Here is a 12,978-nt window from a genome sequence, read left to right on the forward strand (position 1 = left end):
CGACCCCACCGGCCCGCCGCTCCGCGGCGCTGGGGGGCCGTTCGTCGTTCCCGGTGGAGCGTGCGCCGCAGGCGCGCCGGTCAGGTCCGCGCGTCGTCGTGCGTCGAAGGCCCGTGCGCAGCGGGTTCCTGCGCGGCAGCCTGCGCGTCGAGGAGGGCGTCCTCCTCCTCCTCGGCGGTCGGTCCGCGACGACGCCGGGGAGCGGGCTCCCCGGGGGTGCGGCCCGACGCGCGCTGCTCGCCCAGGAGGTCTCCCGCCGTCACGGTCTCGCGCTTCTCCCGGCGGATCAGGACGAGGAAGCCGCCGATCGCGCCTGCCGCGAACACGAACCACTGGAACGTGTACGACAGGTGCGAGCCGGGATCGGTGTCGGGGACGGCCAGGGCCCTCAGCGAGGCGGCAGGGGCCGGGTCCTCGGCGCGGAGCGAGCCGTAGGCGCCGACGGTCATCCCGTCGGCCCACGCGCCGCCGTCGGGCCCTTCGGCGAGCACCTGGGCCGTGTTGATGGCCTGGACCTGCCCGTCCGGGGCCTCGCGGCTCGACGCGGGCTCGTCGACGCGCAGGCTCACGGTCACCTCGACCCTGCCCGACGGCGGAGCGGCCACCTCGTCGGGTGCGCTCGCGTCGGCGCCCAGCGGCACGAAGCCGCGGTCGACGACCATGACGACCGGCTCGCTGCCGGCCGTGGGCTCGGTGACGAACGGGACCAGGACGTGGAACCCGGCCTTGCTGGCGACCGGACGGTTGCGCAGCAGCACGGTCGCCTCGGGGACGTAGCTGCCCTCGAGCGTGACCTGCTGCCAGACCCGCTGCGGGTCCAGCTCGGCGCCCGGCCCGGGCAGGACGTCGGCGAGCGGGACCGGGGTCGCGTCGTAGTTGGACTCGATGATCTCGATCTGGGCCGAGCGCGACTCGTAGCGGTGCCACTGCCAGCGCCCCGCGAGCACGCACAGCGCCGCCACGAGCAGGACGCCGAGCGCGAGCGTGATCCACTGGCGGACGGTCCGGGGCTCGGCCTTGGCGTCGCGGGCGACGTCGTGGGCGAGCTGGGCCGCGTCGGGGGTGCGCGCCTGCGGTCCCGAGGTCTCAGGGGGCGTCGGCGGCTCGGGGTTCACCGGGGCGTCCGGGAACTCGGGGGAGGGAGGCGTCACAGCTCGGGCCGACGCTCGAGGTCGGCGACCGGCACGGTCTGCTTCCAGAAGTCCCGGGCGCCCAGGAACGTCTCGAGGTGCTCGCGGTGGTCGTCGCACGCGAGCCACACCTTGCGGCGCTCAGGGGTGTGGAGCTTGGGGTTGTTCCAGAGCAGGCCCCACGCCGCCTCGGCGCGGCAACCCTTGGCGCTGCACAGCAGCTCACCCTCGTCGACGGGGTCGGCGAGGTGGAGGAGGTCAACCATCGTGCGGCTCCTGCGTGTTCGTTCGGTCGGTGGTCCGGCCGGTGGGGTCGGCGGGCCCGTCGGTGCCGTCGCCGGGGTGGGCGGGGGAGTCCGGGGCGTCGCTGCGCACCTGGCCGTCCTCGTCGAGCTCGACGACCCGCCCGAGGCTCGGGTGGTCGGGGGCGGCCTCCACCTGGAGGCGCTCCATGGGCGAGACGTCGTAGGTCCGCTGGTCGCGGCCGGCGTTGACGAGCAGCACCGCGACGTACGGGAGGACGATCGCGGCCCCGATCAGGACGAACGAGAACCACCCGTGGACGATCACGGCCCCGACGAAGCACACGAGCCGGATCCCCATCTGGATGAGGTAGCGCTTGGTGCGCCGGGCCTGGTCCTGCGCGAGCGACTCCGGTGCGTCCGAGATGCTCGGCACCTTGTTGTTGCTGCTCACCCCTCCATCCTACGTTTGTCGGAACCCGACAAAGGACCCCGGTCGCCTGTGATGGTCCCTGCGCGCACGTCGTCGGGCGCTCGCGGTACGGTCGTTGCGGCGACGTGCCGGACGAGCGGGGGACACCCCGCCGCGGACGACGCCTCCCAGGCCACCCGAACGAGGAGATGTCGTGTCCGAAGTCCCCGCTTCCCCCAGCCCGCGCACCGTGGTCGTCACGGGCGCCAACCGGGGCATCGGTCGCTCGATCGCCGAGCGGTTCGTCGCCAACGGTGACCGTGTCGCGACGATCTACCGCAGCGGCGACCTGCCCGAGGGCGTGTTCGGCGTCGTGGGCGACATCACCGACACCGAGGCCGTCGACGCGGCCTTCACCGCGATCGAGGCCGAGCTCGGCCCCGTCGAGGTCCTCGTCGCGAACGCGGGCGTGACCCGCGACCAGCTCCTCATGCGCATGACCGACGACGAGTTCGAGTCCGTGATCGACGTCAACCTCACCGGGACCTTCCGGTGCGTGCGTCGCGTCTCCAAGGGCATGATCCGCCTGCGTCGCGGCCGCATCATCCTCATCTCCTCGGTCGTGGGCCTCTACGGCGGTCCCGGACAGGTCAACTACTCGGCCTCGAAGGCCGCGCTGGTCGGCATGGCGCGCTCGATCACGCGCGAGCTCGGCGGTCGCGGCATCACGGCCAACGTCGTCGCCCCGGGGTTCATCGAGACGGCCATGACCGCCGAGCTGCCCGAGGAGCGCCAGAAGCAGTACAAGGCGAACATCCCCGCGGGACGCTTCGCCCAGGCGACCGAGGTCGCGGGCGTCGTGCAGTTCCTCGCGTCCCCCGACGCGGGCTACATCAGCGGCGCCGTGATCCCGGTCGACGGCGGCCTCGGCATGGGGCACTGACCACCACCTGACGTCGTCGAGGCGCACGGCGTGCTCCTCGACACACCGCACGACCCCCGAGAACTACCCCGGGCAGGTCGTCCATGAGTACGCTCAAGCAGCGCACGACGAAAGAACGGAAGAAGAACTGATGGGTCTGCTCGAAGGCAAGAAGCTCCTGATCACCGGCGTCCTCACCGACTCCTCGATCGCGTTCCACGCGGCCCGGCTCGCGCAGGAGGAGGGGGCCACGGTCGTGCTCTCCTCGTTCGGTCGCCAGATGAAGCTCACGCAGGCGTTCGCCAAGCGTCTGCCGGTCGAGGCGCCCGTCGTGCAGCTCGACGTGACGAACGAGGAGGACCTGGCCGGACTGGCCGACGCGGTCCGCGAGCACGTGGACACGCTCGACGGCGTCGTGCACTCGATCGGGTTCGCGCCCCAGAGCGTCATGGGCGGCAACTTCCTCTCCGCGAAGTGGGAGGACGTCGCGACCGCGCTGCAGGTCTCGACCTTCTCCTACAAGTCCCTCGCCGTGGCCGCCAAGCCGCTCATGACCAACGGTGGTGCCGTCGTCGGGCTCACGTTCGACGCGCAGTTCGCGTGGCCCGTGTACGACTGGATGGGCGTCGCGAAGGCCGGGCTCGAGTCGGCGAACCGCTACCTCGCGCGCGACCTGGGCCCGGAGGGCATCCGCACCAACCTCGTCTCCGCCGGACCCATCCGCACGACCGCGGCGAAGTCGATCCCCGGCTTCGAGCAGATGGAGGACGGCTGGCCCACGCGTGCACCGCTCGGCTGGGACCAGCTGACCGCGGAGCCCGCCGCACGCGCGGTCGTCGCGCTGCTGTCAGACTGGTTCCCGGCGACCACGGGGGAGATCGTGCACGTCGACGGCGGCGTGCACGCCATGGGGCTGTGACGAGAGGGGCGAACGTGCGAGACGGCAGATCGTCGGTGGCGTCCGACGCCGTCGGTTCCGGGGCGGCAGGCGGCACGCACCGCCTGGTGCTGCTCCGGCACGCCAAGGCGGAGCCTGCCGGGGGCGTCGACGACGTCCTTCGCCCGCTGGCGCTCAACGGACGGCGTCAGGCCGGCCGGGTCGGTGCCGCGCTGGCGCACTCCTCGCTCGTCCCCGAGCTCGTCCTGTGCTCCTCGGCCCTGCGCACACGCCAGACGTGGGACCTCCTCTCGGCGCACCTCGGTGACGTCGCCCCGGAGGTCGTGGTGACCGACACCCTGTACGCCGCCGGGGTGCGGGACGTGCTGGACATGGTGCGCGGCGCCGACTCCCGGGTGCGCACGCTCCTGGTGGTCGGTCACGAGCCGACCATGGCCGCGACCGCGGCGCACCTGGCCGGCCCCGGCTCCGACTCGGGCGCGCTCGCCCAGGTCCGGGTGGGGGTCCCCACGGCGACGTACAGCGTCCTGGAGTCCTCGACCCCGTGGGGAGAGTGGGACGGCGCGGTCGCCAACCTGTCGTACGTCGGGCGCCCCTCGAGCTGAGGGGGAGCACACCGCGCGAAGCACGAGGCCCCTTCCACCCGATCGACGGGAGGAAGGGGCTTCGACGTACCTGCTCGCGGTCCGTTGTGCCCTCAGGCCGTCCGCCCCGGCGACGGCGCGCGGATCGGCCATCATGGAGCCATGACGATCGAGCTCCTGTACTTCGAAGGTTGTCCGAGCTGGACGGTCGCGCGTGACAACCTCGCGCAGGCCCTGGAGCTCGTGGGCGTTCCCGGTCGACCCGTCGAGCTCGTCGAGGTCCTGACGGACGAGCACGCCGCGGCGCTCGCCTTCCCGGGGTCACCCACGCTTCGTCTCGACGGGCGCGACCTGTTCGAGCACCAGGAGGCGAGCGGGCTGGCCTGCCGTCTCTACCCGACCCCGCAGGGTCTCGCGGGGGCACCCACGGTCGGACAGCTCGTCGATGCGCTCACGAACGTGGGCTAGCACCCGTTGCAGGCGTCCTGGCCGGGATCCTCACCCACGGCCCGTCAGCCGACCGTAGGCTCCACGTCCCGCAGCCAGGCGGCGATCGTGGCGATGTCCGTCGAGGTCACCCCGACCGCGGGCTGGACCTGGTGGAGCAGGGCGGCGCCGGGATGCTCCAGCTCGACCCACCAGCGGTCGGCATGCCCGATGACGTCGTCGACCCAGACGAACGGACGGCCGTCCGCGATCCGGACCAGCGGCCTCGTCTTCCACTGCAGGTCGTCGGCACCGCGGTCGCCGTCGTAGGCGGGGAGATCAGCGACCGGCAGGTGCGGCAAGCCCAGCAGGGGCGCGATCACCTCGTTCGCGTCGTGCATCCACGCCGTGGCCCACACCAGCTCGCAACCCAGCCCGGCCAGCAGGGGCCCGAGCCGCCGGTCGACCCGCGCCAGGTGGGGGTTCGACGCCGCCGTCCAGGACTCCGGTGCGTCCGGGACCGCGGGCATCCCCGGGCCCCCGAACGGCAGCAGGGTCCCGTCGACGTCGAGGAACAGGATCGGTCGCGACAAGGTCGGACGAGCCCTCAGGCCGTCCGGCCGGGCGCGTCGATGATCTCCAGCACCGCGTCGAGGCGGGGACCCGGCACCGAGTGCGGGGCCTGGGCGACCACGACCGGCTTGGCCGCGAACGCGATCCCGATCCCGGCCGCGCCGATCATGTCGAGGTCGTTGGCGCCGTCGCCGATCGCGACGGTGTGCGCCATGTCCACGCCCTGGGCGGCCGCGAGCTCGCGCAGCGTGACCTCCTTGGTGGCGCGGTCGATCACGGGGCCGGTCGTCCGTCCCGTGAGCCGGCCGTCGACGACCTCGAGCCGGTTCGCCCGGAAGTGCGTGATCCCGAGGCTCTCGGCCAGGGGAGCGACGATCTCCTCGAAGCCCCCCGAGACCAGGGCCACGGTCCAGCCCCGGCCCTGGAGCTCGGTGATCAGCTCGCGAGCGCCCGGCGTGAGCGTGACCCGCTCGAGCACGTCCTCGAACGCGCTGACCGGGACCCCGGCCAGGGTCGCCACTCGCTCGCGCAAGGACTCGCCGAAGTCGATCTCTCCGCGCATGGCACGCTCGGTGACCTCGGTGACGAGCTCGCGGGTCCCGGCGTGGTCCGCCAGGAGCTCGATGACCTCCTGCGTGATGAGGGTCGAGTCGACGTCCATGACCACCAGGCGGCGGGTCGAGACGTCAGGACGGGCGGCAGTGCTATTCAACGATGGTTCCCTTGGGGACGACGGTGATGCCCGACTCGGTGACGGTGAACCCACGGGCGCGGTCCTGCGCCGGGTCGAGCCCGATGCGGGCGCGTTCGGTGACGATCACGTTCTTGTCGAGGATCGCGCGGTGGACCTGGGCGTGCCGCTCGACCTGCACCCCGTCCATGAGGACCGAGTCGGAGACGGACGACCAGGAGTGCAGGTAGACGCCGGGGGACAGGACCGAGCCCACCACGGTGGCTCCGGAGATGATCACGCCGGGGGAGACGAGCGAGTCGGCGGCGTGCCCCAGCCGGCCCTGCCCCGAGTGGACGAACTTCGCGGGCGGCAGGCCCACGTACCCGGTGTGCAGCGGCCACTCGTCGTTGTAGAGGTTGAAGACCGGCGTGATCGAGATGAGGTCCTTGTTCGCGTCGTAGTACGCGTCGAGGGTCCCGACGTCCCGCCAGTAGTCACGGTCCCGGTCCGTGGAACCGGGCACGTCGTTGCGGATGAAGTCGTAGACGCCGGCCGTGCCGCGCGCGACGAAGGCCGGGACGATGTCTCCGCCCATGTCGTGGCGCGAGTCCGGGTCGGTCGCGTCCGCCGTGACGGCCGCGACCAGAGCGTCGGCGTTGATGACGTAGTTGCCCATGGACGCCAGGACCTCGAGGGGCGAGTCCGCGAGCCCGACGGGGTCGGTCGGCTTCTCGAGGAACGCACGGATCTTGGTGGGGTCCTCGGGGTCGGTGTCGATGACCCCGAACTGGTCCGCCATCGAGATGGGCTGACGGATGCCCGCGACGGTCAGCTCGGCGCCCGACGCGATGTGGGCGTCGACCATCTGGGAGAAGTCCATGCGGTACACGTGGTCCGCGCCGACGACCACGACGATGTCGGGGCGCTCGTCCTCGATGATGTTGAGGCACTGGTAGATCGCGTCGGCGCTGCCGAGGTACCAGTGCTTGCCCACCCGCTGCTGTGCCGGGACCGGCGCGACGAAGTTCCCGAGCAACGACGACATGCGCCACGTCTTGGTGATGTGGCGGTCGAGGCTGTGGGACTTGTACTGCGTCAGCACGACGATGTGCAGGTAGTGCGAGTTCACCAGGTTCGACAGCGCGAAGTCGACCAGGCGGTAGATGCCGCCGAACGGTACGGCCGGCTTGGCGCGGTGGGCGGTGAGCGGCATGAGCCGGTTGCCCTCGCCACCGGCGAGGACGATTGCGAGGACACGTGGGGCGGCCATGGGCAGAACCTTATGGCCTCGGCCGAGGTTCGTGGGGACCGAACCACGGGTTGGTCGTGGGTGATTCGCGGTGCGAGAGCGTCGCGGGCGGCCTGCCGTGCGCACGGGCCCCGCCGGGCGCGCTAGCGTGTGCCGCGTGAGAGTCGACCTGCTGACCCGTGAGTACCCGCCCTACGTCTACGGAGGCGCGGGCGTCCACGTCGCCGAGCTGTCCCGTGTGCTGCGCGAACGCATCGACGTGCGCGTGCGCAGCTTCGACGGACCCCGCAGCGAGGAGGGGGTCACGGGGTACTCGGTGCCCGGCTCGCTGTCCTCGGCGAACCCCGTGCTAGGGACGTTCGGCGTGGACCTGGCGATGGCCGACGACGTGGCCGGAGCCGACCTCGTGCACTCGCACACCTGGTACGCGAACCTCGGCGGGCACCTCGCCTCGCTCCTGCACGGGATCCCGCACGTCCTCAGCGCTCACTCGCTCGAGCCGCTGCGACCCTGGAAGGCCGAGCAGCTCGGGGGCGGCTACGCGCTGTCCGGCTGGGCGGAGAAGACGGCCTACGAGGCCGCGGCGGGCATCATCGCCGTCTCGGCGGGCATGCGCGCGGACATCCTGCGCTGCTACCCGGACGTCGACCCGGCCAAGGTGCACGTGGTCCACAACGGGATCGACCTCGACGGCTGGCGTCGCCCCGAGTCCGAGGCGCAGGTCGCCGCGGCGGACCGCGTGGTCCGCGACCTGGGGATCGACCCCGGGCGCCCGGCCGTGGTCTTCGTCGGACGCATCACGCGCCAGAAGGGCCTGCCGTACCTGCTGCGCGCGGCCGCACAGCTCCCGCCCGAGGTCCAGCTGGTCCTCTGCGCGGGCGCGCCCGACACCCCCGAGATCGCGACCGAGGTGAGCGAGGCCGTCGCGCGGCTCGCCGAGCAGCGCACCGGGGTCGTGTGGATCGAGCAGATGCTCCCGCGCGAGGAGCTCGTCGCGGTCCTGGCGGCCTCGACCGTGTTCGTGTGCCCCTCGGTCTACGAGCCGCTGGGGATCGTGAACCTCGAGGCCATGGCCGTGGGGCTGCCCGTCGTCGGTTCTGCGACCGGCGGCATCCCCGAGGTCATCGACGACGGCGTGACGGGCCACCTCGTCCCCATCGAGCAGGTCGACGACGGGACGGGGACGCCCGTGGACCCGGACAGGTTCGTCGCCGACCTCGCCGCGGCGCTCGTCGCGGTCGTCTCGGACCCGGAGCGGGCGCGCGAGATGGGTCGCGCGGCCCGGACCAGGGTCGAGGACCACTTCGCGTGGGACGCGATCGCGGACCGAACGCTCGAGGTCTACCGCAGCGTGCTCGGGTCCGGTCCCGTCACGTAGCGGGCCGTCGCGGCCGACATGGCCCGCCGTGCGGCCCGGTCGACCTCGCGCAGCGCGGTCGAGCGCTGGTCGGCCTGCCAGAGGTTGACCGCGCCGCCGTCGTCGGCCGTGGCCAGGTCCACGATGGCCCGCAGCCGTGCGGCCTGGGCGAGCACGCGCACGCGGCGCGCGTCCGACTCCGAGCGGGCGGCCGGCAGCGGCCAGTCCGGGGGAGTCGTGGACCGCAGCGCCGCGATCGTCTCGGCGGCGTCCTCGCGCCAACGGGCGACGTCGAGCGAGGCCAGCGCCTCGGTCGCGGTGAGCAGGGCCACGCGCAGGTCTCGTTCGGCGTCCGCGAGGGTCCCGACGGCGGCGAGCACCTGGGTGCGCCAGGTCGGCACGGTCGCCACGTGCCACGTGACCAGGTGCCCCGTCTCGTACACGCTGCCGAACGCCGTGACCTCGGGCACGAGCGCCCAGGCCCCCTCGGGCGACTGCACGAGCAGGCACTCCTCGGCGTCGGTCGCGTCGGCGCTCACGACCGAGGGGACGCCGAGCGGGTCGCCGGGGGCCGGCAGCACCGCGCACACCTCGAACGGCGAACGGGTCCAGCGGGCGACCAGGTCGGCCAGGTTCGAGGCGGTCTCGTCACCCTCGACCGTGTGAGGTTCGTCGTCGAGGCGCACCGCGGCGACCGCGCGGCGCACGAGCGCCGCGCCGGGACCGTCGGGATCGACGGGCTCGCCGCCCTGCGGGCCGAGCGCCTGCGACCACAGGGCGAGGACGACGGTACGGGGGAGCGCGAGGGCAGAGTGGGATTCCACGTCCGCCAACCTATAGGGTCGTGTCCCATGAGCTCGGTTCTGGACCTGCAGGCAGTCACGGTGCGCCGTGGCACGAAGACCATCCTCGACTCCGTGGACTGGCAGGTGAACGAGGGCGAGCGGTGGGTGATCCTGGGCCGCAACGGCGCGGGGAAGACCACCCTGCTGCAGATCGCCGCAGCACGCATGCACCCCAGCGCGGGCACCGCGGACCTGCTCGGCGAGCGGATGGGCCGCACCGACGTGTTCGGGCTGCGGCCCCGCATCGGCCTGGCGAGCGCGGCGCTCGCGGAGCAGATCCCGGCCTCGGAGACCGTCCGCAACGTGGTGGTCACCGCGGCCTACGGTGTCACGGGCCGCTGGAACGAGTCGTACGAGGACTTCGACACCGAGCGTGCCGAGGACCTGCTCGCGGCGTTCGACGTCCTGTCGCTGGCGGACCGGCTGTTCGGCACGCTGAGCGAGGGCGAGCGCAAGCGCGTGCAGATCGCTCGCGCGCTCATGACGGACCCCGAGCTGCTGCTGCTCGACGAGCCTGCCGCGGGTCTGGACCTGGGCGGGCGCGAGGAGCTCGTGGGGGCGCTCTCGGAGCTCGCCTCGGACCCTGCCTCGCCCGTGCTCGTCCTCGTGACGCACCACGTCGAGGAGATCCCGCCAGGCTTCACGCACGTCCTGCTGCTCAAGGACGGCGGTGTCCACCGTGCCGGTCCGTTGCACGAGGTCCTGACGGCCGAGAACCTGAGCGAGGCGTTCGGTCTGCCCCTGTTCGTCGCGCACGGCGGCGGCCGCTGGATGGCGCGCGCGGCGCGCTGAAGCGCCCCCGGACGCGCCGACGTCCGACACGCCCGATAGGTGCACGGACCTCGTTCTTCCGGTAAAATCTGGGCAAAGAACGCAGGTGGTGTCAACGCAGGTGATGTCGACGCGTCGACGACGCGCAGGACGAGCCGCACGACGGAAGGAACCGTCATGGACTGGTTGTGGTGGGTCGGAGCAGGTCTCCTCTTCGTCCTGATCGAGATCATCTCCCTGGACCTTGTGCTCATCATGTTCGCGGGGGGAGCGTTCGCGGCCGCGGGGGTCAACGCGGCGGGCGGTCCCTTGTGGCTGCAGATCATCACGTTCGCGGTCGTCTCGGCCGCCCTCCTGTTCTCGTTGCGCCCGTGGCTGCTGCGCCACCTGCGCCACCGGATGCCGCTCACCGAGACCGGCGCCGCCGCCCAGGTGGGTCGCTCGGCGGTCGTCGTGTCCCGGGTGACCGAGATGGGCGGCCGCGTCAAGCTCCAGGGAGAGATCTGGAGCGCCCGGACCGTGGACGGGTCGCCCGAGCTGGCGACCGGTACCGAGGTCCGCGTGGTCCGCATCGACGGAGCCACGGCCGTGGTGCAGTCGGTCGCGTCCGACAGCCACACGGTCTGAGCCGCCACAGCCCGTCCGCTCGACCGCCCGCTCACCGAGAACCATCCTCAGGAGAAGATCGATGACTGAACCAGAACCCGGAATGATCGCCGTGTACATCGTGCTCGGGCTGATCCTGCTGTTCGTGATCATCGCGCTCGTCAAGGCGGTGCGGATCGTCCCGCAGGCCACGGCGCTGATCATCGAGCGGCTGGGGCGCTACTCGAGCACGCTCGAGCCGGGCCTGCACCTGCTGATCCCCTTCGTGGACCGGGTGCGCGCGGGCGTGGACCTGCGCGAGCAGGTGGTCTCGTTCCCCCCGCAGCCCGTGATCACCTCGGACAACCTCGTGGTCAGCATCGACACGGTCATCTACTTCCAGGTCACCGAGCCCAAGTCGGCCGTCTACGAGATCGCCAACTACATCCAGGGCATCGAGCAGCTCACGGTCACCACGCTGCGTAACGTCGTCGGCTCCATGGACCTCGAGCAGACCCTGACGAGCCGCGACCAGATCAACGGCCAGCTCCGCGGCGTGCTCGACGAGGCGACGGGACGCTGGGGCGTGCGCGTCAACCGCGTCGAGCTCAAGTCGATCGACCCGCCCGCGAGCGTGCAGGGCTCCATGGAGCAGCAGATGCGCGCCGAGCGTGACCGCCGCGCCACGATCCTCACGGCCGAGGGCATCAAGCAGTCCCAGGTCCTGACGGCCGAGGGTGAGAAGCAGGCCGCGATCCTCCGCGCAGAGGGCAACGCCCAGGCGGCGATCCTGAACGCCGAGGGCGAGGCGCGGGCCATCCTGCAGGTCTTCGACGCGATCCACGAGGGCGACGCGGACCCCAAGCTGCTCGCCTACCAGTACCTGCAGATGCTGCCCAAGATCGCCGACGGCACCGCGAGCAAGCTGTGGGTCATCCCCACCGAGTTCACGGCGGCACTGGGGTCGATCGCCCAGGGCTTCGGCGGGCTGCCCACGCCGTCCGGCGACGGGTCGGAGGCGTCCGAGGCCGCTCGTCGCGAGCGCGACCGGGACCGCGTCAAGTTCGGCACCCCGGCCCTGGTCGACCCGGCCGAGGCGCTCGCCGAGGCGCGACGTCAGGCCGAGGCCGCGACGGCCGACGCGACGAGCGCAGGCACGCACTCGGGTCTGCCGTTCGACCCGCAGGTGGAGAGCGGGCAGCGCCCCGGTGGCCCCGGTCAGCGCTTCGCTCCCGCCCCGGAGCCGGGCACCGCGTCCCCGCGCCCGCTCGGGCCGCCGGCCGTGCCGGCCGACGCGCCGGAGCCTGGTGAGGAGACGCCGGAGGACCGCCCGTAGGGCATCACGGCAGCAGTGCTCGAACGCCCGAGGGGGTGCCGCGCTCGCGGTGCCCCCTCGGGCGTTCGCGCATCTGGTTGCGTCGGGCAACCTTGACGAGTGAGTGCTCACTCATTTACGCTCGTGGGCGTGACCACACCCTCGGGCCGCGCCCGACCCATGAGCCGTGACGACCGCCGTGCGGCGATCGCCGCCGCGACCGTCCCCCTGCTCGCGCGCTACGGCTCGGCCGTGACGACCCGGCAGATCGCCCAGGCGGCGGACGTCGCCGAGGGCACGCTCTTCCGCGCGTTCGAGGACAAGGACGAGCTGATCCACGCCGCCCTCGTGGCCGCGCTCGACCCGGCCCCGCTCGTGCGCGCGATCAGCGAGACGGGCGAGCGTGGCTCGCTCGCCGAGACGCTCACGGCCCTGGCCGAGCTGATCCAGGACAGCCAGCGCGCGACCGCCAGGATCGTCCAGGTCGCCCACCAGGTCATGGGGGACCGGGGCGGCCCGCCCGGCGGTCCGGGGGGCGAGGCCCACCGTCGTCACCGGGACGACGTCCACCGCAACCACGGCACGCAGGGCCCGGGCTCGCACCGCGACGCCCGGATGTCGGCCGTCCAGGACATCGTCCAGGCGATCGAGGCGCGCCTGTCCCCGTTCGCGGCCGAGCTGCGGACCGAGCCCCGCGTGGCCGCGAGCGTCTTCTTCTTCCTCGTGCACGGTCACGCGAGCCCGTTGCTGGTCCAGGACGGCCCCCTCGACGCGACCCAGATCGTCGACGTCTTCCTCCACGGCGTCCTCGAGGCGCCGTGCCAGGGAGCGGGCCCGCCCCACGCGGTGGGACCACCGCACGCCGCGGTCCGTCCGCCGGACGCACGCCCCGCACTCCCGGGCCCGACGACGTCGCTCGCCTGAGGCGCTCGGCCTGCCGTCGCGGACCTCACCGCCGCGTCGCATGCTGGACCTCTCGCCGAGGTCGCCGAAATC

At 72.5% G+C, this 12,978-nt stretch carries 16 protein-coding genes; 9 read left to right on the forward strand and 7 right to left on the reverse strand.

The genetic code is table 11. The features are described 5' to 3' along the window. Positions 1-80: 80 nt before the first annotated feature. Genes H9641_RS13570 through H9641_RS13580 form a run of 3 tightly spaced genes read right to left on the reverse strand, consistent with a single transcriptional unit; the run spans position 81 to position 1,826 of the window. Positions 81-1,151 (reverse strand): SURF1 family cytochrome oxidase biogenesis protein, encoded by a 1,071-nt coding sequence (locus H9641_RS13570; protein WP_318244580.1) that lies wholly within the window; start codon positions 1,149-1,151, stop codon positions 81-83. Continuing rightward, positions 1,148-1,396 (reverse strand): hypothetical protein, encoded by a 249-nt coding sequence (locus H9641_RS13575; RefSeq protein ID WP_056647148.1) that lies wholly within the window; start codon positions 1,394-1,396, stop codon positions 1,148-1,150. The genes H9641_RS13570 and H9641_RS13575 overlap by 4 nt, the downstream gene beginning before the upstream one ends. Then, positions 1,389-1,826: a DUF3099 domain-containing protein gene (locus H9641_RS13580; RefSeq protein WP_318244581.1), complete on the reverse strand. Its 438-nt coding sequence runs from the start codon at positions 1,824-1,826 to the stop codon at positions 1,389-1,391. Before H9641_RS13580 ends, H9641_RS13575 begins: the two co-directional genes overlap by 8 nt. Positions 1,827-1,998: 172 nt before the next feature. Between H9641_RS13580 and fabG the strand changes: the two genes are divergently transcribed. The 4 genes from fabG (at position 1,999) to H9641_RS13600 (ending at position 4,656) form a co-directional block, all read left to right on the forward strand. Continuing rightward, positions 1,999-2,727 carry a beta-ketoacyl-ACP reductase gene (fabG, locus tag H9641_RS13585; RefSeq protein ID WP_191804650.1) on the forward strand — a complete coding sequence of 243 codons (729 nt, stop codon included), beginning with the start codon at positions 1,999-2,001 and terminating at the stop codon, positions 2,725-2,727. Positions 2,728-2,857: 130 nt separating this feature from the next. Beyond that, entirely contained in the window at positions 2,858-3,625 is a 768-nt protein-coding gene (fabI, locus tag H9641_RS13590) for an enoyl-ACP reductase FabI (RefSeq protein WP_191804652.1), read from the forward strand. 14 nt (positions 3,626-3,639) lie between these two features. Then, positions 3,640-4,209 carry a SixA phosphatase family protein gene (locus tag H9641_RS13595; protein WP_318244582.1) on the forward strand — a complete coding sequence of 190 codons (570 nt, stop codon included), beginning with the start codon at positions 3,640-3,642 and terminating at the stop codon, positions 4,207-4,209. Between the two features lie 141 nt (positions 4,210-4,350). Beyond that, a complete protein-coding gene (locus H9641_RS13600) occupies positions 4,351-4,656 on the forward strand; it encodes a thioredoxin family protein (protein ID WP_191804654.1) in 306 nt (101 codons plus the stop codon). A 44-nt stretch (positions 4,657-4,700) separates the two neighbouring features. Here H9641_RS13600 and H9641_RS13605 read toward each other — a convergent pair whose 3' ends face one another. From H9641_RS13605 to H9641_RS13615, 3 genes are read right to left on the reverse strand one after another with little or no spacing between them, the layout of a single operon-like run. After that, positions 4,701-5,207 carry an HAD domain-containing protein gene (locus H9641_RS13605; protein ID WP_191804656.1) on the reverse strand — a complete coding sequence of 169 codons (507 nt, stop codon included), beginning with the start codon at positions 5,205-5,207 and terminating at the stop codon, positions 4,701-4,703. A 14-nt stretch (positions 5,208-5,221) separates the two neighbouring features. Then, positions 5,222-5,899, reverse strand: a complete 678-nt coding sequence (gene serB, locus H9641_RS13610; RefSeq protein ID WP_225220472.1) for a phosphoserine phosphatase SerB — start codon at positions 5,897-5,899, stop codon at positions 5,222-5,224. Continuing rightward, positions 5,892-7,130 carry a glucose-1-phosphate adenylyltransferase gene (locus H9641_RS13615; RefSeq protein WP_056647129.1) on the reverse strand — a complete coding sequence of 413 codons (1,239 nt, stop codon included), beginning with the start codon at positions 7,128-7,130 and terminating at the stop codon, positions 5,892-5,894. The genes serB and H9641_RS13615 overlap by 8 nt, the downstream gene beginning before the upstream one ends. 136 nt (positions 7,131-7,266) lie before the next feature. On the opposite strand from H9641_RS13615, the gene glgA reads away from it, so the two are divergent. Beyond that, the gene (gene glgA, locus H9641_RS13620; protein WP_191804660.1) at positions 7,267-8,487 is read left to right on the forward strand and encodes a glycogen synthase; all 1,221 of its coding nucleotides are present in this window, start codon (positions 7,267-7,269) and stop codon (positions 8,485-8,487) included. On the opposite strand, the gene H9641_RS13625 is transcribed toward glgA, so the two are convergent. Next, the gene (locus H9641_RS13625; protein WP_191804662.1) at positions 8,451-9,290 is read right to left on the reverse strand and encodes a hypothetical protein; all 840 of its coding nucleotides are present in this window, start codon (positions 9,288-9,290) and stop codon (positions 8,451-8,453) included. The genes glgA and H9641_RS13625 overlap by 37 nt on opposite strands. 27 nt (positions 9,291-9,317) lie before the next feature. Between H9641_RS13625 and H9641_RS13630 the strand changes: the two genes are divergently transcribed. The 4 genes from H9641_RS13630 (at position 9,318) to H9641_RS20235 (ending at position 12,906) form a co-directional block, all read left to right on the forward strand. Continuing rightward, the gene (locus H9641_RS13630) at positions 9,318-10,103 is read left to right on the forward strand and encodes an ABC transporter ATP-binding protein (protein WP_191804664.1); all 786 of its coding nucleotides are present in this window, start codon (positions 9,318-9,320) and stop codon (positions 10,101-10,103) included. Between the two features lie 156 nt (positions 10,104-10,259). Continuing rightward, positions 10,260-10,709: an NfeD family protein gene (locus tag H9641_RS13635; RefSeq protein ID WP_191804666.1), complete on the forward strand. Its 450-nt coding sequence runs from the start codon at positions 10,260-10,262 to the stop codon at positions 10,707-10,709. Between the two features lie 61 nt (positions 10,710-10,770). Continuing rightward, positions 10,771-12,003 carry an SPFH domain-containing protein gene (locus H9641_RS13640; protein WP_191804668.1) on the forward strand — a complete coding sequence of 411 codons (1,233 nt, stop codon included), beginning with the start codon at positions 10,771-10,773 and terminating at the stop codon, positions 12,001-12,003. Between the two features lie 129 nt (positions 12,004-12,132). Then, entirely contained in the window at positions 12,133-12,906 is a 774-nt protein-coding gene (locus H9641_RS20235; protein ID WP_318244583.1) for a TetR/AcrR family transcriptional regulator, read from the forward strand. The last annotated feature ends 72 nt before the right edge of the window (positions 12,907-12,978 follow it).

This window comes from Oerskovia merdavium (assembly GCF_014836755.1).
Taxonomy (GTDB): domain Bacteria; phylum Actinomycetota; class Actinomycetes; order Actinomycetales; family Cellulomonadaceae; genus Oerskovia; species Oerskovia merdavium.

Coding starts and splice junctions, on each gene's coding strand:
- H9641_RS13575 (WP_056647148.1), bottom strand. CDS start 1,396: ATGGTTGACCTCCTCCACCTCGCCGACCCCGTCGACGAGGGTGAGCTG.
- H9641_RS13600 (WP_191804654.1), top strand. CDS start 4,351: ATGACGATCGAGCTCCTGTACTTCGAAGGTTGTCCGAGCTGGACGGTC.
- H9641_RS13615 (WP_056647129.1), bottom strand. CDS start 7,130: ATGGCCGCCCCACGTGTCCTCGCAATCGTCCTCGCCGGTGGCGAGGGC.
- H9641_RS13640 (WP_191804668.1), top strand. CDS start 10,771: ATGACTGAACCAGAACCCGGAATGATCGCCGTGTACATCGTGCTCGGG.
- fabI (WP_191804652.1), top strand. CDS start 2,858: ATGGGTCTGCTCGAAGGCAAGAAGCTCCTGATCACCGGCGTCCTCACC.
- H9641_RS13630 (WP_191804664.1), top strand. CDS start 9,318: ATGAGCTCGGTTCTGGACCTGCAGGCAGTCACGGTGCGCCGTGGCACG.
- H9641_RS13635 (WP_191804666.1), top strand. CDS start 10,260: ATGGACTGGTTGTGGTGGGTCGGAGCAGGTCTCCTCTTCGTCCTGATC.